Source organism: Paenibacillus motobuensis, assembly GCF_039521865.1.
GTDB lineage: Bacteria > Bacillota > Bacilli > Paenibacillales > Paenibacillaceae > Fontibacillus > Fontibacillus motobuensis.
In genome coordinates this window covers 171005-193663 of the sequence record NZ_BAAACX010000018.1, presented here as the reverse complement: position 1 = coordinate 193663, position 22659 = coordinate 171005, and the positions used below count along the sequence as shown (strand labels likewise).

Annotated in this window: 12 protein-coding genes; 8 read left to right on the top strand and 4 right to left on the bottom strand. The window is 48.2% G+C overall.

Going from position 1 to position 22659, the window contains the following annotated elements:
* The first annotated feature begins 48 nt into the window (after positions 1-48).
* The 7 genes from fdrA to ABD014_RS20245 all read left to right on the top strand — a co-directional run bounded on the left by fdrA (position 49) and on the right by ABD014_RS20245 (position 8873).
* Entirely contained in the window at positions 49-1791 is a 1743-nt protein-coding gene (gene fdrA, locus ABD014_RS20275) for an acyl-CoA synthetase FdrA (protein WP_343864245.1), read from the top strand.
* Between the two features lie 44 nt (positions 1792-1835).
* Complete coding sequence (locus ABD014_RS20270; protein ID WP_343864243.1) at positions 1836-3101, top strand: YlbE family protein; 1266 nt, start codon at positions 1836-1838, stop codon at positions 3099-3101.
* Between the two features lie 27 nt (positions 3102-3128).
* On the top strand, positions 3129-4037 hold the full coding sequence (locus ABD014_RS20265; RefSeq protein ID WP_343864241.1) for an oxamate carbamoyltransferase subunit AllH family protein: 909 nt from the start codon (positions 3129-3131) through the stop codon (positions 4035-4037).
* Positions 4019-4978: a carbamate kinase gene (gene arcC, locus ABD014_RS20260; protein WP_343864239.1), complete on the top strand. Its 960-nt coding sequence runs from the start codon at positions 4019-4021 to the stop codon at positions 4976-4978. The genes ABD014_RS20265 and arcC overlap by 19 nt, the downstream gene beginning before the upstream one ends.
* A gap of 268 nt (positions 4979-5246) precedes the next feature.
* The gene (locus ABD014_RS20255; RefSeq protein WP_343864237.1) at positions 5247-6683 is read left to right on the top strand and encodes a spore germination protein; all 1437 of its coding nucleotides are present in this window, start codon (positions 5247-5249) and stop codon (positions 6681-6683) included.
* Complete coding sequence (locus tag ABD014_RS20250) at positions 6655-7761, top strand: GerAB/ArcD/ProY family transporter (protein WP_343864235.1); 1107 nt, start codon at positions 6655-6657, stop codon at positions 7759-7761. The genes ABD014_RS20255 and ABD014_RS20250 overlap by 29 nt, the downstream gene beginning before the upstream one ends.
* Positions 7758-8873 (top strand): Ger(x)C family spore germination protein, encoded by a 1116-nt coding sequence (locus ABD014_RS20245; RefSeq protein ID WP_343864233.1) that lies wholly within the window; start codon positions 7758-7760, stop codon positions 8871-8873. The genes ABD014_RS20250 and ABD014_RS20245 overlap by 4 nt, the downstream gene beginning before the upstream one ends.
* Here ABD014_RS20245 and ABD014_RS20240 read toward each other — a convergent pair.
* Positions 8870-10603 (bottom strand): polysaccharide deacetylase family protein, encoded by a 1734-nt coding sequence (locus tag ABD014_RS20240; RefSeq protein ID WP_343864231.1) that lies wholly within the window; start codon positions 10601-10603, stop codon positions 8870-8872. The two genes, ABD014_RS20245 and ABD014_RS20240, sit on opposite strands and share 4 nt — an antisense overlap.
* A gap of 409 nt (positions 10604-11012) precedes the next feature.
* Between ABD014_RS20240 and ABD014_RS20235 the strand changes: the two genes are divergently transcribed.
* The gene (locus tag ABD014_RS20235) at positions 11013-12392 is read left to right on the top strand and encodes a Glu/Leu/Phe/Val family dehydrogenase (RefSeq protein ID WP_343864229.1); all 1380 of its coding nucleotides are present in this window, start codon (positions 11013-11015) and stop codon (positions 12390-12392) included.
* A 91-nt stretch (positions 12393-12483) separates the two neighbouring features.
* Here ABD014_RS20235 and ABD014_RS20230 read toward each other — a convergent pair whose 3' ends face one another.
* The 3 genes from ABD014_RS20230 to ABD014_RS20220 all read right to left on the bottom strand — a co-directional run bounded on the left by ABD014_RS20230 (position 12484) and on the right by ABD014_RS20220 (position 22550).
* Positions 12484-16962, bottom strand: coding sequence for a polysaccharide lyase family 8 super-sandwich domain-containing protein (locus tag ABD014_RS20230; RefSeq protein WP_343864227.1), 4479 nt, complete (start codon positions 16960-16962; stop codon positions 12484-12486).
* Between the two features lie 63 nt (positions 16963-17025).
* Positions 17026-21228, bottom strand: a complete 4203-nt coding sequence (locus ABD014_RS20225; protein WP_343864225.1) for a polysaccharide lyase family 8 super-sandwich domain-containing protein — start codon at positions 21226-21228, stop codon at positions 17026-17028.
* Between the two features lie 221 nt (positions 21229-21449).
* Positions 21450-22550 carry a threonine aldolase family protein gene (locus ABD014_RS20220; RefSeq protein ID WP_343864223.1) on the bottom strand — a complete coding sequence of 367 codons (1101 nt, stop codon included), beginning with the start codon at positions 22548-22550 and terminating at the stop codon, positions 21450-21452.
* Between the last annotated feature and the right edge of the window lie 109 nt (positions 22551-22659).

Below are 22659 nucleotides of genomic sequence, written 5' to 3'. Positions count from 1 at the left end.
AATCTGAAATATGAAAACTCTATCTGAACGAGAGAGGTGCGCAGCTTCATGTTATATTCCATCATTCAAGAGAATTCCTATCAAGATTCCGTTAACCTGATGCTTCTTACGAACAAGATTTCTGCAATGGAAGGTGTAGACCAAGCTTCGATTATGATGGGCACACCGGCGAACAAAGAAATCTTCCAGAATACCGGCATGTATACAGACGAACTGGAAGCCGCCGGCCCTAATGATATGTGTATTGTGATCCGCACGGATCATGAGGAGAAAGTAGCCGAGGTACTTGCTGCCATTGCGGAAGAGTTGAAGAACCAGGCGGTGAGCAGCAGCAAACAGGCATTCGAATCGGTACGCACCTGGGATAAAGCTCTGCAGGCGTTGCCAAATGCCAATCTTGCCCTGATCTCCGTTCCAGGCCAATATGCTGCCGAGGAAGCTGACAAGGCCTTGGACCATGGCCTTCATGCCTTTATATTTAGCGACAATATGGATATCCAGGACGAACTGCGCCTGAAGCAGAAAGCCCGTGACAAAGGACTTCTGGTTATGGGACCAGACTGTGGGACCGGAATTATCTCCAATATTCCAATCGCCTTCGCCAACGTCATTAATGAAGGCAATATCGGCGTTGTTGGTGCTTCTGGCACAGGTATTCAAGAAGTCACTAGCCTGATTGACCGCTTGGGCGGAGGCATCAGCCATGCGATCGGAACCGGAGGACGCGACCTGTCGGATACGATCGGCGCAACAACAATGCTGAGTGCGATTCAAGGTCTTGAGAAGCATAAAGGCACCGAGGTTATCGTAGTCATATCCAAACCGCCGGCAAAGGAAGTGCGGGATCAGGTCGTCCAGCTGCTGCAGCGTCTGTCTAAGCCAGCGGTGGCTATCTTCGTCGGTGAAGAACCGACGGCTCACGAAGGCAATGTATATTATGCTTCTACATTAGAGGAGACAGCTATGATTGCCGTAGATCTATCCAAAGACAGAGTCATCCTAACGAATTACAACATGTCGAATGGAAAAATTCCGAAGGTGGCACTGAAACCGGAGCAAACCTCGATTAAAGGGCTCTACTCTGGCGGTACCCTCGCCTATGAAGCCGCTGTCCTTCTATCCAAAGGTCTGAATCTTGGGCAGCTAATTCATGACGACGGCTACTTGCTGAGGGCGAACGGTCATGAAGTGATCGACTTGGGAGACGACAAGTATACCCAAGGTAAGCCTCACCCGATGATCGACCCGGAGACGAGAATTCAATATATTAAGCAGGCTGCCCTGGATGAATCCACGGCCATCATCCTTCTTGATATCGTACTGGGTTATGGCTCCCATGATGATATGGCCGGAGCCTTGCTTCCTGTCATTGAGAGCACACGAAGCGAAGCCATGGCAAAAGGCAAGAATCTGTATTTCGTAGCGGCTGTATGCGGAACGGCGCAAGACCCGCAGAATTATCAGGAGCAAAAATCCAAGCTGGAGCAAGCCGGGGTTATTGTTAAGGACAGCAACAATCGAGCAGTCCGAACCGCTCTGGCAATGATGGGTATCTGGCTCCAGGACAATAACAAAACGTCCTTACCAGCAGACGGAACCAAGCCAGCCCAGTTCCAGGTTTCAGAAGCCATTACTGAATTGCTCAGCAGTAAACCGAGAGTCGTCAATATCGGACTTAAGAAATTCGCCAATACGATAAATAGCTACGGTGGACAGACTGTGCAGTACGATTGGCGTCCAATCGCCGGCGGTAATGAAAGAATGCGCAAAATATTGAGCCTTCTCAAATAAAGTTCAAATACAAATTTCGAAATACAACATTAGGAGGATGCAGCATGTACGGACCCTATAAAACAATCGATGAAGCGAATCAGGCGGTTATTCAAAAAATTGTAGCTGGTGCGCCCTTCCTGGTAGACGTAGTCCCGGCTAAATCTGTAGTGGAGCAGCTGAATGGACGAGTACTTCTACATGCAGGCCCACCGATTCAATTCGAAGATATGACCGGCCCAATGCAAGGAGCATGTGTCGGAGCTTGCCTATTCGAAGGCTGGGCAGAAGATGAGGAGAAGGCTATGGCTCTTCTGAAGCAGGGGGAGATCAGCTTCATTCCGTGTCATCATGTAAAGGCTGTGGGACCTATGGGAGGAATCACCTCTGCGAATATGCCAGTGCTGGTCGTCGAGAATCGCACGGATGGCAATCGCGCCTACTGTACGATGAATGAAGGAATCGGTAAAGTATTGCGCTTCGGTGCTTATTCTGATGAGGTCATCAATCGCCTGAAATGGATGCGGGATGTGCTCGCCCCTGCCCTCTCCAAGGCGTTGTCCCTTACCGACAATGGATTGAACATCAATGTGATGATCGCTAAGGCCATCACGATGGGCGATGAATTCCATCAAAGGAATATTGCCGCTTCGCTCGTATTTTTGAAGGAGATCACTCCTTTTATTCTACGAACGAACTTGTCCGAACAAGATAAATCGGCTGTCGTGGAATTCCTGGCTGATACCGATCAGTTCTTCCTGAATATCGCCATGGCTACATCCAAAGCCGTACTCGATGCCGCTAGAACGATTGAATATGGTACCGTAGTCACCGCAATGTCCCGAAATGGCCAGAACTTCGGCATCCGGATCAGCGGAATGGGCGACGAATGGTTCACCGCGCCTGTAAATACACCGCAAGGCTTATTCTTCACAGGCTACTCCCAGGAGATGGCTAACCCGGATATCGGCGACAGCGCCATTACTGAAGCATTTGGCGTTGGCGGTATGGCCATGGTAGCCGCACCGGGTGTTACCCGATTTGTGGGTGCCGGAGGATTTGATGATGCTCTGGCAACCAGCAATGAAATGACGGAAATCTGTATCGATCGCAACCCGAACTTTGCGATTCCAACCTGGAACTTCCAGGGGACTTGTCTCGGGATTGATGCCAGGAAAGTAGTAGAGACCGGGATCACTCCAGTAATTAATACCGGAATCGCTCACAAAGAGCCCGGGGTAGGTCAGATCGGGGCAGGGACCGTCCGCGCACCTCTGGCCTGCTTCGAGAAAGCACTCGAGGCTTATGCCCAGAAGCTAGGGCTCATCTAAGGGAGTAACAACTAGGAGGAGAGCAGAATGGAACATCTCATACAAGCGAGCGGGGCGTACAGTGTGACTGTCCCCCCTCTCCTTCAAACGGACGAGCCGGGCTATGTACACAGCATTTTTAATAATGGCTGGAATATTCGATGTGGGAACGGGCTGATCTTTATCGGCAGCAGGAAGAACGGAGAGCTTCCCTTTGGCATCCATCTGGAGGACGATCTGCTACCTCGGCTCATTCCCTTACTTAGTATGGGAGAGACATTCCTCTATGATAGAGAGGCATCCGCTCTCCTCTTCTCCTCATTTGCTATTAAGCTGAACCCTCTTCGGGCTTATGACTCGAAGATGAGACCCATTGAAGCACTGTCCTTGTTATCTGGTCTAAATGCATTTGCATCCGAAATATGTAATCATAACCAGCATACCGGCACAGGTATTCTGGTAAGCCATTTCCTTGAACGTTTGATCAGCAAATCTGGATCATCCTGGTCAGAACATGAACAGAAGGTTATACAGCTCATGGATGCAGCCCAGAGCGAAAGCTTGCCTCAAATTGATAACATCCTCAGATACTGGATCGGCCGCGGCAACGGGCTGACTCCAGCTGGAGATGACATGCTGGCGGGGATGCTCGCGGTAGACACGATAACAGGAGTATTTACAGATCACTTCCGTCTCCATTTATCTACATTAGTAGAGAAGGAGGCTCTGACTACAGATATTAGCCGGGAATACTTGAAATATGCGCTGCAGGGACAATTCAGTTCCGTAATATCCAACGTATTGAGTACCCTTGCCCTAGAAGATGGCAAGGAATTAATGAAGCGGACCCGAGAGCTTCTGTGCGTCGGTCATAGCTCGGGTCTGGATACATCATTCGGCATACTGATTGGTATGTTGATCCTAAGGAGGAATCCCACTTGGCACAGAAAGTCGTGATAGCGCTTGGCGGTAACGCTATTCTTCAGCCCAAGCAGCAAGCTACCTATGAGAATCAATTAGAGAATGTACGTCAATGCTGTGAGATTATTGCCCGAATTGTACAGCAGGGCTATGAAGTGATTATCACCCACGGCAACGGCCCGCAGGTGGGCAATATATTACGTCAGCAGGAGGAAGCCAAGGAATTGGTTCCACCATTCCCGCTCGATGTATGCAGTGCAGAATCCCAAGGCTTTATCGGATATATGATGGATCAATCGTTAAGGAATGAACTGAAGAAGCTTGGTCTTAAGAATACGGTAGTCAGCATGCTGACGCAAACCGAAGTCTCATTAGATGATCCGGCATTCCTGAATCCAGTTAAACCTATCGGAGTTTTCTACCAAGAAGAAGAGGCCAAACAGCTCGCAGGTCAACAGGGATGGGTGGTTAAAGAGGACGCGGGCAGAGGATGGCGCCGTGTCGTTCCCTCTCCTATGCCGAAGTCGATTATTGGAGCAAATAGCATCAAATCTCTGACCGATCAAGGAACTATTGTCATTGCCGCCGGTGGCGGAGGCATCCCCGTATATCGGCAAACGGATGGAACACTTGCTGGCGTGGAAGCCGTTATCGATAAGGATCGCAGCGGCTACCAGATGGCCCGGGATGTCAATGCTGATGTGTTCATGATTCTTACTGATGTTCAAAATGTGTATGTGAACTATGGAAAAGCGGATCAAAAATCTCTAGGAGCTATATCGTTCCAAGAAGCCAAGCGGTATGCAGACGAGGGCCAGTTTAGCGCCGGAAGCATGGGACCGAAAATGGAATCGGCCATTAGCTTTGCCGAAACAGGAGGAACGGCCATTATCTGCTCCCTGGACCAGGCGGATCTGGCTCTGGCAGGAAAGGCAGGAACCCGTATCACCCAGGAAAACCTGGTTCACTGTAATTAATAACCCTTAATAACAAACCCCCATCGGCGAATTCAATCCGATGGGGGCTTGTTATTAAGGAGTTGATTTGCGAATCTCTAACCAAAGGGATATTTGTCCAATCTGGGGGGAAATCTACAATGTAGCCGTTACTGCCAGGGGAGGTCAGGTTATGCATTATATCAAAAGAATATTTAATAAAAATCGGAAAAAGAATAGACCTGCTTACATAAAGCCTTCCTCGATACATCAGCCGGTATTTCCCACCGTACAGGAAAATATCGAATATATGAAAGATGCATTGTTTCATACAGACGATTTAGTCAGTCAAACTGTAGCTATTCCAGGATATACTAGCCAATTTCTCTTTATGTACACCATGTGCGACCAGCAAAAAATCCGCGATGAAATATTAAAGCCGATTTCAGAAAATAAAGGCGCAGACTTGAAAGAGCTTCTGATCACGATGCGAGCTAACAAACATAATGATCTTGAGAAAACCATCGACTTGTTAATTAGCGGAAATGCAGTGCTGTTTATTGAGGGGTTAGAAGAATGCTATGTCATCGAGGTGAAATCGAGCCATGTTCGCAGCATCAGTGAACCGGCCAATGAGCGGATTGTTGAGGGCTCTCATGAAGGATTCGTGGAAAATGTAAGTATAAATCTACAGCTCGTTCGCAAGCATATCGCAAACCGGAACCTGGTTGTAAGGCGCTATCAGCTTGGAAATGAAACAAAAATTGAAGCGGTCATTATCTATTTACGGAATATAGCCAATCCCGCGATCATCGAAAAAATCGACCACAGAATCCGCAGTATTGAAGCGGATTCGATTACTTCTGCGGAATTTGTCGAGGAATATATCGAAGAGAGCTCCTTATCGCCCTTTCCTCAATTGCTGCATACAGAGCGACCGGATCGTGTCATAGGAAACCTGCTGGAAGGCAGGGTAGCGCTATTAGCAGAAGGCAGTCCTACAGCGTTAATTATGCCTGTTACCTTCTTCTCCTTCTATCAATCTCCAGACGATTATGGTTATCGTTCACTACAGGCGTCATTCATCCGCTTCATCCGGGTATTCAGTTTCGTCATAGCCGTTGCTCTTCCTGCTTATTACATTGCGGTGGTTTCTTTTCATTTCGAAGTCATCCCGCAGGATTTACTGCTACCCATTAAGAGCAGCATTGAGCATATTCCCTTTCCGCCGATTCTTGAGGCGCTGTTCATGGAACTGACGATCGAGCTGCTTCGAGAAGCCGGTATGCGCCTCCCCGGGCCTGTAGGACAGACGATCGGAATTGTCGGCGGTCTCGTCATCGGGGATGCGGTGGTCAAGGCCGGTCTGGTATCGAATGCGATGATCATTGTCGTCGCTTTAACGGCGATTGCTTCTTTCGTGGTCCCTTCCCACGAGATGAGCGGGTCGGTCCGAATACTGCGCTTTCCTGTCATGATCGCTGCAGCTTTGTTCGGATTTATCGGGATTGTCTACAGCCTAATGATTATTCTGATCCATTTATGTTTATTGGAGTCGTTCGGCAGGCCTTATTTCGCTCCTGTTGCTCCATTCCGTTGGAAAGATTGGAAGGATACCTTTATTCGGATGCCACAGCAGAAATTAAAACGCCGCCCGCATGATCCAGCTCCGCAACAATCAAATCTGCAGCCCCAATCAGAAAAGGAAGAGAAACGCGATGGTCAATCTGAAGGAGCAACAAATTAAACCGCATCAGCTCGCCTTTTTGGTTACTCAAACTCAAATCGGCGGCGGGCTATTAATGCTGCCTGCCAAGGTACACACCATAGCCCAGGGAGATGCATGGATATCCGTCCTTCTAGGCGGATTGATGTCGCAACTATTTATTGTGATCATTTGGTGCTTAAACAAGCGATTCCCTTCGCATTCACTGTATGATTTTTTGCCAGTTCTATTAGGAAGGTTTATGGGGAAACTTGTCCAGCTTGTATATGTCGCTTTTTTCACACTCGTGACAAGCTTCATCATTATAAGGTTCGCCAGAACGATTCAAAATTGGGTGTTAATTGATACCCCAAGATGGGTCTTTATAGCCATGCTGATCAGTTTATGCATCTATTTAGGGCGAGAGAGCCTGCGAACGGTTTCCCGCTTTTTTAATGTGGTGTTTGCTTGCAATATCCTGGTGATCATCATCATAGCGTTTGCGTATTTCAATGTTAACTTTCTATATGTATTGCCGGTGGGACAATCAGGATTATGGAATATTTCAAAGGGCGCGTTCGGTACTGTGGACTCATTAGCAGGGTATGAGATTCTGTTGATTTGTTATCCCTTTGTAGAGGGGGGGAGTGCCGGGAAACTAAAGGCAGTGACCCTGGCAAATACCTTCACTACTTTGTTTTATGCCTATGCCGTCTTTACAAGTCTTATCGTATTCAGTCCGCCGGAGCTGGATCTGCTGCCCCAGCCTCTGCTGTATATGGTTAAGGCATTGTCTTTTAGTGTGGTCGAGCGGCCGGACCTCTATTTTCTTTCCCTAATGATGGTTGTGGTAACGACTACATCGATCGGGTATTTTATTATGGCATCCAGGGGAGCTGCACATCTTTTGCGTCAACAAGGCAATCATCGCAAGATCGTGCCTTTTACGGCAGCAGTTGTATTCATCATTGCGCTGATCATCAAGGATCCGTTCCAAATCGATGCAATAGAGAAAATCTTGTCCTTCGCCGTTTATTCGTTGATATTCGTGATCCCATTGGTCTTATTAATCATTTCCATTCTGTTTAAGATCACAGAGGCTAGGAGGGGAACAAGTTGAGAATAACAGGAATTCTGCTTGCAACCTGTTTAATGGCCATGCTTCTGTCGGGCTGTTGGGATCAGCAATTGTTAAAAGACGTCAGAATCATAGATATCAGCGGCCTGGATCTGGAGCCGGATGGTAAGCTTCGGAATACCTCCTCAGTGATGGATGTCAGCGGCTCGCAATCCACCCAGAAGGAATCGAACGAAGTCCATTCGGGAAAGGGAGATACGACCAGGGATTTGCGGGATATTCTTGACCGGGAGATTTCCGGCATATACTCCAGTTCCAAGCTCCGTGTCATTCTAATCGGCGAGGCTTTGGCCAAAGAGGGTATATATCCGTATTTAGACGTATTATACCGCGATCCTACAAGCGCCTTGAACGCCAAGATTGCTGTCGTTGAAGGTTCAGCACGCGAGGCCATCAATATCAAAAAAGTGGGAACAAAACTCATTGGCGAGCATTTTAACAAACTAATTCAAAGCATGGAGCGTAAAACAGTTGTACCGGATGTTAACCTGCAGCTGGCATGTCCATCGATGCTGACTCAAGGCAATGATTTTGCAGCTCCCTATATTACCAAAACCGAGACGAGCCCGACCATTTCCGGGATAGCCTTATTTTATAACGATAAAATGACAGGGACGTTATCCGCGGAGGACTCGCTGCTGTATCTGCTGATGGCCGATAAATTAGCCAAAGACGCGAACCTGACGCTCAAAGTAGAGAACGCTGAAAATCAGCGCCCAGAAAACTATATAGCGATAGACATCCAAAGCCTAAAACGAAGGCTGAAAATAAACGTCCAGGACGGCCGGAACATCAAAGTAAAGCTGGATTTAAAATTAAAAGTAACGGCTATCGAATACCCTAGGGATCATCTAAATGAAAAGAAACATGTGACTTCTTTAGATAATACGATAGGGGAGGAACTGACCCGAAGAGCCCTAGCAATAACGAAAAAAATACAGCAGGCCAACCATGACGGGTTCGGAATCGGCCAGAGAATCCAGGCCTATTATCCGAATACCTGGAAAAGACTGCACTGGCCGGATGATTACGCAAAGGTGGAATTCGATCCTAAAGTAACGGTTCATGTTGTTAACCATGGAATTATGAATTAAAACATAGTCAATATTTGCTTCTTACAGCGCATTCCAAACTTAATATGAACGCCTTCATCGTCGATCTTCTCTTCTGATAACAGAGGAATCCAGACAACTGCCCGGTTCGCTTGAGCCGGGTTGCTGTATTCGACTAGGCCGTTCTCCCGCAGGCCTTCTATCGTGATCTGGCGCTTGGATCTAATCCAATCATTGATTTGCTGACCGGTCCAGAAGACGAATCCTTGCTTCTTAGCCTCCACGATAACTTCACGGAATGCTTCACGAACAGGCGGTTGCTTCAAAATATGCAGTGGATGAAATAAGAAATGAGCAACTCCACGTACTCTGCTTACTCCATCCAGGAACGGAGCGAGCACACTGACATCAGCCAGAGCATCATGATTCAGATCCTGAGTCATAAAGGCGGTCTGCAGCACATTGTAAATTCGGTTCCCCTGGTCTGACCAGGCTATCGGGAAGTACGGATGGCAGGTTCCGAACGGAAAGCCGATATTGCCCTTCTTGCTTGGTCCTCGGGATTGATCCGCGGCAATCTGATGCTCTTCGCACCAATCGAACAATTCCCCCCACCCCTCGAAACAGGTATAGTGATTCTTATTGGATACGGCATGTTCCATGCCCGATATCCCTTTGAACCACTCATGCTGTCTGCCGAACTCATCCCTCTCCCAGCATCCGTTATCCTTAGGTAATGCATTGTAGTGCAAAGCAAGCTCGTGACCCTCCTTCTTGATCAGCTCCTGGAGGTGCGGAGAATAGCCTGGCTCGATCATGCACCAGGTGCTCTGAACATCATGCTCCCGCAAAAGAGATAAGGTGATCTCTGCCGATTCATCTATATTAAAGTCGCTATCATGAGAGATCATGGCGATCTGTTCAATCCCGTCCGGCCAATAATCCACAAAAGGCAGAACAAGCCCCTGCTCAGCGGCAACATGCAGCAAATGCCCCGCAAATGCCTGCTTCCATAAATCCGCATATGGATGGGCAAAATACTTCATCCCTGTCTTCGTTATCAGCCGGTCATACTCCCAGTCCTGCTGTACATCATCATCTGCCTTAAGAATCCATTCATCTACAGCGCCGGTACCGTCAGGTGCCGGAAGGCCATCAGTAACAATCGGTGATTTGCCCTGCTGCAGGCGAACAATCGTCGCTGGAATATCCAGTGCCCAACGCTCCAATCGGCCTGCTCCAACGTGGAAGCTCTGGATAACCTCACCACAGACTGAGCCATCAGGACTTCCATGGCGAATTGATCCGCAGCTTTTACTTACAGGGCCGGACTCTTCTACATCTCTTCGAACCCAAGGACGATAATCAAAACCTCGCAGCATAACATCTGCATACCACGGAGTCTTCAAATCCGCGTAACCTACCGGAATTTCTCTAATCGTCGTATACCCTAATTTGGAAGATAATTCCGTAGCCCCGGCAAAAGAAACAACAATCCCGCCTGCCTCCATAAAACTCCAGAGTATATTATGATCCGTTTGCCGCTCACTAGCCACGGCTACGATAACAATATCAACCGCTTCAAGCTGAATCCGGTCCGCATGATCCAGTATTATGTACGTGAAGCCGCAATGAGCCATGATCTCGGTAATGTATTTTTGGAATACATTTACTCCATACCGATATCTGCGCTCCATTCCCTCATGATCCAGCCATACACCGATTCGCGCCATACTCAAATTCTCTCTTACAGCCTTAGTTCTATTATCCATTGGTTAATTTCCTGCCTCCTCTTAGCAATTTGACATCATGATCTATGACTTCATCCTCACTTCGCCAGTTCAGCATCTGAGGCCGATGTTAACGATTACAAAAAACTCAATTCCCTTGCTGTTCCTGCAGTCTCGCCATGTTGGAACAAAATCTACTGCTTTCTATTCACGGTAACTATACAATTTCAGCATGTCAATGGCCTATTTAATGCTTACCGCTATTTTCCGACGTATAGGAAAAATTTCAAAATTTATTGTATAATATTGGTACCCCGATTGACGATTTTGTCGATTAGAGATAGGGGACCTTTTGAACTACCTTTTTAGAAAGTGGAGGTGTCATTGTTTTCGAACCGCTGTTAGCCCCTATTTAGAACGTTTCAAAATAAACCTCGAGGTGATCGAAGCTATGGCTAAACAGACAACCGACATCATTGAGAAATCCTTACATAACCTGCTGAATGAGCCCAATTTCCTGCCTGAGCTCAAAAATGATGCAAGAGATAAAGCGATTCACTCGCTCATCACTATTCTATCAACCCCTAACCATATTCATAAATCTTACCTTAGAATAGCCCGGGAGAACGGCGTCATTGAACGTATCCCGGCTTTCCGTATGCAGCATAATGACACGCTAGGACCCTATAAAGGCGGCATCCGCTTCCATGAATCCGTGAACGAAGCCGAGGTAATTAATCTCGCAGCTCTCATGACGTTGAAGAACGCTCTGCATGAGGTTCCCTTCGGCGGCGGAAAAGGCGGGGTTGCCATCAATCCTAGAGATTATTCTACTAAGGAACTCTATCAAATCTGTACGAAATACGTTCAATATTTCAACGAAATCCTCGGCCCGGACAAGGATATCCCTGCTCCTGACGTTGGAACCAGCGCGCGGGAAATGGATTGGATGATGAGCGAATATAAGAGTATTCATTACGGGAAGCCATATTTAGGCAGCTTTACAGGCAAGAGCGTACTGAATGGAGGCTCCCTGGGCCGCAAAGAAGCGACCGGCAAAGGAGTCTACTACACTCTTCGGTATTTGCTTCATGATTACCTGCAGGAGAATCATCAACATCTGGCTCAGTCCCAGACTCAACAGGCCGCAGCTGCCCTGGACTGTCGGAATCGGCCGATCACTCTGGCTGTGCAAGGCTTCGGTAATGTAGGTTCAGTAACGGCAACTGAAGCTTATCATTGTCAGTACATAAATAATACCATCGTTGCCGTTAGCGATCGCAATGTAACTCTGTATAATCCGGATGGGCTGGACATCCCGGCGCTCGCCAAATACGCAGCAGCCAACCGCGGAGATCTCCCTTACACCAAAGAGCAAATTGTTGAGGCCGGCATCCAGGCTGAAATTCTGGATCGGGAAGCCGTTCTATATTTGAATGTGGATGTACTTATATTAGCCGCCTTGGAAGATCAGATCCGGGCAGACAATGTCGAGCAGGTACAAGCACCGATTATTGTCGAAGGGGCAAATGCCCCCATCGCCGGTGAGGCCGATGATATACTGACAGCAAAAGGCATCCTGGTCATTCCGGATATCCTGGCTAATGCCGGCGGAGTAATCGTATCCTATTTCGAATGGCTGCAAGGCCGCGAGACTCAATACTATAGCGAATCAGAGGTATTTGAGCAGCTTCACTGTAAAATGGGTAAGACGATGAATAAGGTTTACCCTCTCTATTTCAGTTCGAACAAATCGCTGCGGCAGACCTGCTTTGACCATGCCATTATGCGGATATCGTCAATTCTCTATGCTCAAGGGAAGCTGTTCTAGACTCTATAAAGTTTATATTTATCAAAAAGATCGAGCTCGGGGCAGTACTTCACACCCTGAACTCGACCTTTCCTTCATCTAAAATATCCGGTTATTTCTGCCCCTGAGCTTCCACTAGATGCATCACAACAACCAACGCCTCAGCGCGGGTAGCCACATCTTGAGGAGCAAAGCGATTGTTGCCGCGGCCTTGAATCAGGCCTTCGTTCACAGCTAGTGCGATCCAGCCCTGTGCCCATGGCGGAATGCTTCCCGCATCGGAGAATGTTAACTCTGTCTGTAGCGGTGCGTCCTTGTTCAATGCCTTGGCAGCCATCACGGCAAGCTCAGTACGCGTAATCGCTTGATCTGCCCGGAACGTATGATCCGGGAATCCACTAATGAAGCCTCTCTTGATTCCCTTGGCAATATCAGACTTCGCCCATTCCGGAAGCCCATCCGCATCCTTGAACGTAAGCTCATCTTCTTCCTTCAGATTCAAGCCTCTAACTAATAATGCTGTAAACTCAGCACGATTAATCGGCTTATTCGGCCGGAAGGTCTCATCCGGATAACCCTGAACCAAACCATCTTCTATGGCTTTACGAATCATATTCTCAGCCCAATGACCCGCCATATCCTTCAAAGGCACTTCCTTACCTGGCCCGTTGCCGTTACTGTTGCCATTACCATTACCGTTTCCGTTTCCGTTCCCGTTTCCATTTCCGTTGCCATTTCCGTTTCCGTTCCCGTTCCCGTTTCCGTTACCGTTACCGTTCCAGTTTCCGTTCCCGTTACCGTTACCGTTTCCGTTCCCGTTTCCGTTTCCGTTGCCATTTCCGTTCCCGTTACCGTTACCGTTGCCGTTTCCGTTTCCGTTTCCATTCCCGTTCCCGTTTCCGTTCCCGTTGCCGTTTCCGTTTCCATTCCCGTTGCCGTTTCCGTTTCCGTTGCCATCACCAGGACCCGGGGCTTTCTTGTCCTTCAACGTGAAAATTAGAGAAGCCGGGGCCGCATCAATCTCATCTCCAGACAGATTGCCCAATACGGACTTGGTCACATTAAGTTTGCCTTCGGTTGGCGATGTGACCTTTGTCGTGTTGAAGGTGAGCTTCAACATATCCTCCTTGCCTTGAATCGGCCCTCCTTCTCCTGCAATCACAAGCTGAACTTGTCCCTCTTCTTTACGTGTATCCAGGATAGTAATCCCTTGCTGCAAGGATTCAGCAGATACGAACTGCAACAGGTTCTCATCATAGGTAAGTACAATATGATTCGCGTAGAAGTCCTTCATCGAAGTATTTACTCCATACTTCACGACCAACTGATCTCCTGCTATGATCTCATTCGGTCCCTTCAAATCAACGGTTGGACGCGTAACAGATACGGCAATTTGCTGTGCCTGTTCCATATTGCCCGCTTTATCGATTGAACGATACTCAACGATGTGATCACCTTCTCCTTGAACGATCAGTTTGCCGTCCTTGACTGTCTGCCACTTGCCGCCATCGATACGGGCTTCAGTCCGTAGAACGCCCCAGCCCTTCAGGTTATCTTGAGCAGAGAAGAGAAGATTTACATCTTTAGAATGTTCCTCTCCGGCTTCCGCTCCGCCTTCAATCTGAACCTTCGTTGTTGGTGCGATGGTATCTTTGAGAAGCACCTCCAGATAAGACTGATAGACTCCATTCTCGCTCTTACGACTGCGAACCTCAGCGCTTAAGTCCTTGCCGACTTGCTGCAGGGTCAAGCTAACGATTTTGTTGTCCTGCAGCTTCTCCTTGGCGAATGGCGTCACATCGAATTGCCACCATTGGTCGGGAGATGCGACTGTTCGAAGATCCAAGCGAGCGCCTGGCGCAGGCTTATTGTTATATGTGAGCTCTTTTTCCTTCCAGCTATCATCGCGAATCTCGAATACACCGATGTCAGACTGGGTGCCGTTACTGTCATTGGTCTTACCATATACATTCAGTGTAACCCGTTCGATGTCATCTATAATTTGCGAAAGATCGTACTTCAGGAACACTCTGCGGTCATAATCTCCGCTGCCGTTACGAACTAATAAATACCCATTAGTTCCATAATTTAGAGCAGCGTTCTTCCCGCCATTAACAAATGCATCTTCAGATACATCGATCCGGATCTTGGCTGCAGCATCTGGTTCCAGCGCCCCTTCCTCTGGCAGTTCTGTGTCGGCATCGGGATCGATCTTCAGCTTGATCACATGACTCTTCCCTTTGCTGCCTTGGGTGTTAACTTCAAGCAGAACCGTAGGTGCCGTCTGCAGTACTGTGACCGCTTCGTCCTTGCTGATCTCCTGCAACAAAGTTGCGGCGATCTCCACCTTGACCTTCGATTGCGTCTGTGTAGGATCGGATACGGATATCGTCAATTCGTCGCCTTGTTCCTTAACCATGACGGAAGTCGGTTGATATACACGAACATCGTTCATTTCCCCTGGCTGCCAGAAATTAATCCCGGTAATTCCGAGCTTCTTCTCCTGTACAGCTTGAATCAGCGCGGTATTGCTTAGTACTTGAACATCCGGGTTATCATTATATGCCTTCGTAGCCGCCGCATCGAATGATGGTAGTATCACATAAGAATAGCCAGCATCTGTTGGCTTAACACCATGCTCTACAACCATACTAACGTAATTGCGCGTAATTGGGTCGGCCGGGCCTGTGGAGTTAATATCCTTCCAGGAACCGGTTCTCGCCTCACGTAAAGCCCCAATGTCGGTAGGATTCGGGAAGTAATAGCCAATGTCGGCCCCCTTCGCTGTCCCTTCCAGATGCGCCCACTTCACATTTTTCAATGTATCGGACCAGCCCAGGTTTGTTGGCGTTACTTGTCCATCCACGGTTAATTGGTTCGTGCCCGCTGTATTGATCATCCGGTTCTCAACGATTGTCTCAACCTGACGTCCATCCTTGCGCTCATCAGGGGTCGTGATGCCGGCCCCGAGAGCTACGATCTCATCATCGAACATGAACCAGGATTTCTTCCCGGTTAGATTACTTCCAGGAGGAGCCAGATCCATCCCGGCAATTCCGAACTGATTGTCCATCGATGAACCGCCGACCCAATTCTTGCCGGTTGTCTTAATCATCGTTCTTGGCAAACCGTCAGAGGTCGTTCCCGGCATCCGGTAAGAATCAACCGTTGGCCAGAACGCATTGCGGAACTGGTCGGTATCCGCGTTGTACAGATAGGTCATGCCATCACCGGTATACCATCCTCGTGTATGCTCACCGTTCATCCCGCCCTCGAAATTGGCAATTCGGGAAGAAGACATGCTGATTCCCAGCGTATATCCCGGTCTTGAATGGACAATCCGATCCATGACCGAGAACTGATGATGCGTAATCAGATCGCCACGCAGCTTAATACTGGAATCGTTCAGCAACTGCTTGAAGTTTACAATATCCCTGATCTGCATGCCCACAAATGGATTCGTCATGCTCGTATCCGAGACGACCCATTCCTTCACCATGCTCTTGTAATAGGCAGCCTGCTCAGGTGGAGCGAACTGTGCAAGACGAAGAATCGTCCACACCGCGCCGCGCGTATTGTTGTTATAGCGGGACACTGCCCGGCCGCTGACCATTTCCATAATATGTCCGTCATAGATGACAGGCTCGAAGGAATCGGTCACCCATTTCCACACATTGCCGAAATCGGCAACCTCTATCGGCCACGAAGAGCGGTCCAGGATCGTCAGCAGCTTCGATATATCTCCAAGCAGAACACTGCCGTAGCTACCTGTATAAGCGATGTTCCCATGCTGGATAAATGAACCGTCTTCATAGAAGCCATCTCCGCTCGTCACATACGGGAAGGCTGAGCTAATGGCGGTCCGTGCCTTCACGATGGACTGCTCGTCCTTGCCTAGTACCCCGCGTAACAGCACCGCTAATGATTTATCCAGCAGATTGGCACCTGTCTCCTTCAAACCTGGCGAACCGATCAGCCGCTTCGTTGGATCAGGTATGAACCGATCAATCGTACTCGTATAGTCCGCAATTTGTTGTGCAGACAGGTCCTGATACATCAGTGTAATGATATCCGCAACTGACAGAGGGGCGCCGATCTCCCAGTCCCACCAGTTGTTATAAGTAGCCTTCTGTGGGTTATAGCGATTGACATACATCCAATCCAGACCGGCGATAATATCATTCTTCAATTCTACATTTTGATATAAGCTCGTGCCTGGGGTCGCATAGGCCATCGCCATATCTTTCAACCGGTTATATGAATTCGTGATATGACTTGAATCCGTAGTACTCTTATAATCGGACCATAGATAAGTCCTGCCAGGGTCTTTAACAAGCGTATCCCAAGCCCCGTTCTTAGCGTCATTGGTAACCTTCTGGGCATTGGCTTGAATTGCGCTGCTAATATCTGGATCGTTCAGATCTAGTTCGGTGCCACCAGTCAAATAATTGAACCATTTGATTCGCAGCGCCCCGAACTCATCTGCCTGTCCAGCTGGCCCAGCTGAAGCTGGCGCGGCCGGAAAAGACGCAAAAATAAGTGAAGAAATCATTAACACAAGGACGATAGGCTTCATTCTATGTTTCCACACGATGACATAACACCCTCCCTCGATAAGTTATGCGGGGGACCTCTTGTCCCCCACTTTAAATAGTTATTGCAGTATCTGATCGGCGAACCATTTCAAATCAGCGGAATCAATGATTCCATCCCCATTTGTATCCGCTGCCTCTACTGCTTCCCAATCCGGGCTTGCGCTGTTCTTACCGAAGTTCGCAGCGGCTATTCCCAGATCACCAACCGTAACTTTCCCGTCTCCGTTCAAATCGCCAGTGATCTTCGATAGAACCACCTGAACCTCACAGACTGCGGACAGCTTGCCATCAGCCGTTGTCACCGTGACCTTGGCTCTGCCCGGCTTCAATGCCGTGATCGTTGCCTCGGATTCATTCGTCTCCAGCTTCAACACATCGCTGCGATCAACACTCCAAGTAAGCTCCGTATTCGTAGCATTAAGCGGGACAAGCGCTGCTTTAAGATTCATCGAATCACCTGCTACTAGTACAGCCTTTTCACTACTTAAGCTAATGCCTGCCACCGGAACATTCGGCTTGAAAGTAATCTCCAAGTAAGATTTATAAATTCCGCCATCGCTTTCCTTACTTTTAAATGTAATCGTCAGATCCGTATCTCCCTGCAGAGCCAGGCTCATTTGTCCGTCCAGTTTCAGCCGATCCTTAGCAACGGACGTAATATCAAACTGCCGCCATTGGTACTCCTTATTTACCGAGATCTTCTCAATAGAGGCACCGATCTCCGGCATGTTATTCCATGTCAGTGCGGACTCGCTCCAATTGTTGCTGCCTACTTCATGAACGCTTACTCCAGCATTCTGTGTACGGCTGTCATTAACCCCGCCATATACAAACAACTTGGCAGATTCAATCTCGCGGTCGGCAGGAATTCCGTTCAGATCGAACTTCAGGAAGGCTTTGCGCAGATAATTACCCGTACCATTCTTAATGTCCATATAGCTGCGAGCGCCAAAATTCGTATTAACGTCTGAACCCGCATTTACAAAAGTATCCTCACTGACATATACTGTAGATTTCTCACCCTGCTCCGGACCCTCAGGCTCCCCCTCCAGTTCCGGGGCTTGCTGAGGATCATACTCGAATTGAATCTGATGGCTTCTGCCAAGAGAGCCGGCCGTATTGATCTCCAGCTTAAGATAAGGCTCCGTCTGTACAACGTTTACGGACTCGTCCTTCATCAACTCCTTCAGTACTACCTTACCCAGATCGACGGTGACTTTGTTCTGAGTCTGTGTCGGATCTGACACGGATACGGTCAGTTTATTTCCTTCTTCCTTCACCATCACAGAGGCTGGATTAGATGCCCGGACGAACTCGGATATGCCTGCCTCCCAGAAATTAAAGGCGCTTATACCCAGTTTCTTATCCTGGACAGCATGAACCTGACTTGTCTGACTTAAAATTTCGATATCAGGATTAAAGCTGTATTGCTCGGTCTCCTCTACTCCTTTATTAGGCAGCAGTACATAGGCATAAGACCCGTTCTTCGGTGCGCTGCCGTGCTCGAATGCCAGACTTAAGTAATTTCTAGTGATCTGATCTGTAGAGCCGCCATCATTAATATTTTTCCAAGATCCGGTTCTCGCTTCGCGCTTCCCGTCAATATCCGTTTTCTCTGGGAAATAATAACCGATGTCAGCGCCTGGAACATTACCTTGCAAATGAGCCCAGCTAATTCCCTTCAGCGTCTCCTCCCAGCCGAGCGCGGCAGGCTTCACCTGACCATCAACAACCAGATTGTTGGAACCGCTGTCATTTATTTGCCGATTCTCTACAATCGTCTCTACCTTACGGTTAGCCGACCCTGAAATATCGGAACCTATCGCTACAATCTCATCGTCAAACATGAACCAGGACTTCTTGCCCTGCAAATCACTTCCCGTGCTGTCCTTAAGTGAGTAATTCATACCGCTTGCTCCGAATTGGCCATCGAGCGTCGAACCACCGACCCAAGCCCGCGGATTGTAATATGACGCCCAGTCTTTGGGAACTGGTGCATAGCCGTCCGTTGTCGTTCCCGGCAAGCGGAGCATATCTACCGTCGGCCAGTATTGATTGCTGTACTGCGACAGATCATTATTGTACAAGCTGGTCATGCCGATACCGGTATACCAGCCTTGCTTGTTCTCCCCATTGCCGTATTCAAAGGCCGAGATCCGCTGCGAGAACATGCTAAGCGCAAATCCGTAGTCTGGACGCAGATGGACAACCCGATCCATCGCCGCGAAATTCTGGTGCTTAACCAGCTCTCCACGCGCTGCAACTGAAGAATCATTGACAATCGCTTTGATCAGATTCATCTCGTAAATTGGCATATTTTCATAATAGTTAGAGAATGTAGTATCAGACTGTACCCACTCCTTAATCATGCTCTTGATCTTGGTGGACTGTTCCGCCGGAGCGCCCTCAGCCAACCTCGCTAGCGTACGGATAATCGCACGTCCAGTCAGATGATCGGAGTCGCTCTGCCGTGAGATGCTGCGTCCCCTGACGTTATCCATCATCGCTCCTTTATAAATCAACGCCTCGAATGAATCCTCGACCCAGCGATATACATTACTTGCTCTCGGATCGTTAATCTCCCAAGGAGATGCGTTGAACAGATATAATAAATCGGCCATTCTACCGATCAAGACGCCCCCATAAGATCCTGTGTAAGCAATGTTCGTATGCTGGATCAAAGAGCCATCCTCATAGATTCCATCGCCTTTTTTAGCATATTGAAGTTCGCTATATATCGCATTTTTACCCTGTTCAATCTTGAAGCTCTGCTTGCCGACAACACCGCGCAATACAACCACCAACGCCTTGTCGAGCAAATTCGCACCGGTCTCGGTTACACTCCCATTCTGCACCCGCTTGGTTGGGTCCGGTACAAATGTATCAATGACCTTCAGATATTTGGCGATCTGCTCCTCGCTTAAATCGTCATACATAAGTACGAGAATATCCATTAGGGCCTGTGGAGTTCCAATTTCCCAGTCCCACCAGTTGCCAACAATCTTCTTGCTCTCGTTATATTGATAGGTATGCATCCAATCGAGAGCCGAGATAATATCATCCTTCAGAGCGGGATTCCTATACTGTGATGTCCCCTCTGTCGAATATGCTGTTGCCATATCCTTGATCATTGTATAAGCCTTCGTGATTGCAGCTGAATCGGTATTACCCTGGGAAATTCCCCCGGTCCATAAATTTTGCGCCCCTGGCGTCTTATTCATCAAGTCCCAGATGCCTGTCGCCTGAGCATTCGAAATCCGGTTCGACAAATTGTCGATGTAATTCCTTATATCCGAATCGCTCATATCCATCCATTCTCCACCGATCAGCTTGGCATGCCATCTCTGCCTAAGTTCATCATAACCGTCCAGCATTTCAGTAGATTCTACCGTTATAAAAGCCTCCGCCCGGAAGAGTCCATCCAGTGTAGAGACAGTAATCGTCGTTGTTCCATAGTCATTAGCCGTAACATTGCCCTCATCTACGCTTGCTACGATCGGGTCGGATGATGTCCAAATCAGCGCCTGTCCTCCCGCATCGTGTGGCGTAATGACCGGTGTCAGTATGGCGCTATCCCCTGTGTGCAGCGAGATTGACTTTGGCTGTAGGTCCAATCCTGTAATTCCTCCCCAGCGTTCAAGCTTCACATCATCGAACCATACCGTTCCCGTACCTGTCTCGAAGAACGGCTCTAATCTAACATACCGAGCTCCAGCCGGAACAGGTACCACGACCTCCTGTAGAGTCCAATCATTTGTACCTGCCATTTTTGTCGTTATGGGGCCGACGATATCATTAATCTTATCATCACCAGTGCTGCCATCCATCCCATTTACACTCCGGTAGAAATTAGTTCTGACAAATACTCCACCGCTGGATACGACATCCTGAGTCCTGATCCAGGCACTTAGCTTGTAATTGCCCTCTGCCGATACAGGCACATTAATAGAGAGCCCCGTTCTATCACTGCCGGTATGCTCGATCTGTACAGAATAAGCACCTGTGTGGTAAACCGCATCTGTGACTGACACCTTGCCATTCTTACTGGCCAGCCAGGCTCCCCAACCATTTGGCTTCAAGCCGCCAATCCAGGATGCATCCGTTGTCTGAACCACATCTTCAAAGCCTCCATTAGGAACGAGATTATCCCCGGTTCCCTCATCCGCAGACACTTTGGTCACAAGCAGCCCGGTGGGAATCAGCACCTGAAGCAGCATTCCGACAATCAACACCATCGACACCCTCTTATAAAGCGCTTTCAACAAAAACCTCCCCCTTTCACCTTGCAAGCTAAGATTTCAATACTGTACATCATCATAGTGTCAATGATCTGCCTTGAGACAGGTCTGATTTTTACCCATTCACGGACAATTTTGACTTCAACCTATTGTATAGTTCGGGAAAATGTGGAAAAAACCAAAAAAACCACAGCTAATGACATTATTCATCCGCTGTAGGTTTGCTTGGTTCTGATCCTTTAGAACTATAGATTATCAAGTAAACTTAACTTCCGATTCAACAGTGAGAATACGGTCTTGATCTGCTCCGATGACAGCTCCGCATATTTATCTCCAACACTGATCTCTGTATAACATGAGTTCTCATCCATTGCCCGGAGATTTGAAGTGATGCCGATCCCTGTCTCCTCATACAGATCGATCAGAGCCTGTTCAACTTGCGCTTGGGGTGCCGCAAAATGAATATGGAACATGTTTGAAACCGGGACCTCCGGTACCGTCGCAGTTCTCGGGCAACGATTGAACGATTCAGCCAGCTGTCTGGCTCCCTCATAGTACTGCTCCATCTTGCCGATCCTTTGCTCGAAATAGTAATCTGAACTGATAATATAAGGATATAAGCTGATTAAATCGCCGCCATGCCGTCTTTTCCAAGGCTTCGACTCCTCTGTAAACTCCGAATCCCCGGCCAGAATGGCTCCAGCCACACCACCGATCCCTTTATAGAAAGAAACATATACACTATCGAAAAGGGAACAAATCTCCGCAGCAGTCTTCCCGTAGTACGGAAGAATTTCGAACAATCTGGCACCATCAAGATGCAGCTTAATTCCCTGCTCATGACAATATGCTGAAATGGCCTCAAGCTCCGCATAGTCCGGCAACTGTCCGCCGATTTCTCGTTGCGGCAATTCTAGAAGCAGACAAGAAATGTCCTCGCTCATATTTTTAACATCGTCCAAAGTGATTAAGCGGCTTCGATCAGCCAGCAGGACCGGTTCTATTCCATGCAGCTTCTTGAGACCGTCTTCCTCATGAATTTCCAGATGGCAGAGAGGATGGTACGCGACCTTTCGCAGTCCCTGCCGGTCACACCAGATCCGCAATGCGATTTGCTGTGCCATCGTCCCGCTGGGGAAGAACACAGCGCTCTCCTTGCCCAAAAATTCAGCCATTTTCTCCTGGAACTGTTCAATAAGCTTTCCCTTGCCGTACATATCGCTGTCTGTATTCTCATCCATATCGTGAAATGTTGTCATAAGCATTCCTATATTTCTTGGGCCATGACCCGAGAGCCGATATGTAGTCTTGTTGAACGCAGATCCGATCGTTTGATTCATTGTCATATGTGATGCCTCCTTGTCGATATGGCTGTCCTGTCCCTTTAAACCAGATGTTCTATGTTTCAGAGTATCACATGTAAGGGCGCTGTAAAACAGCATTCCTAACGCTCTC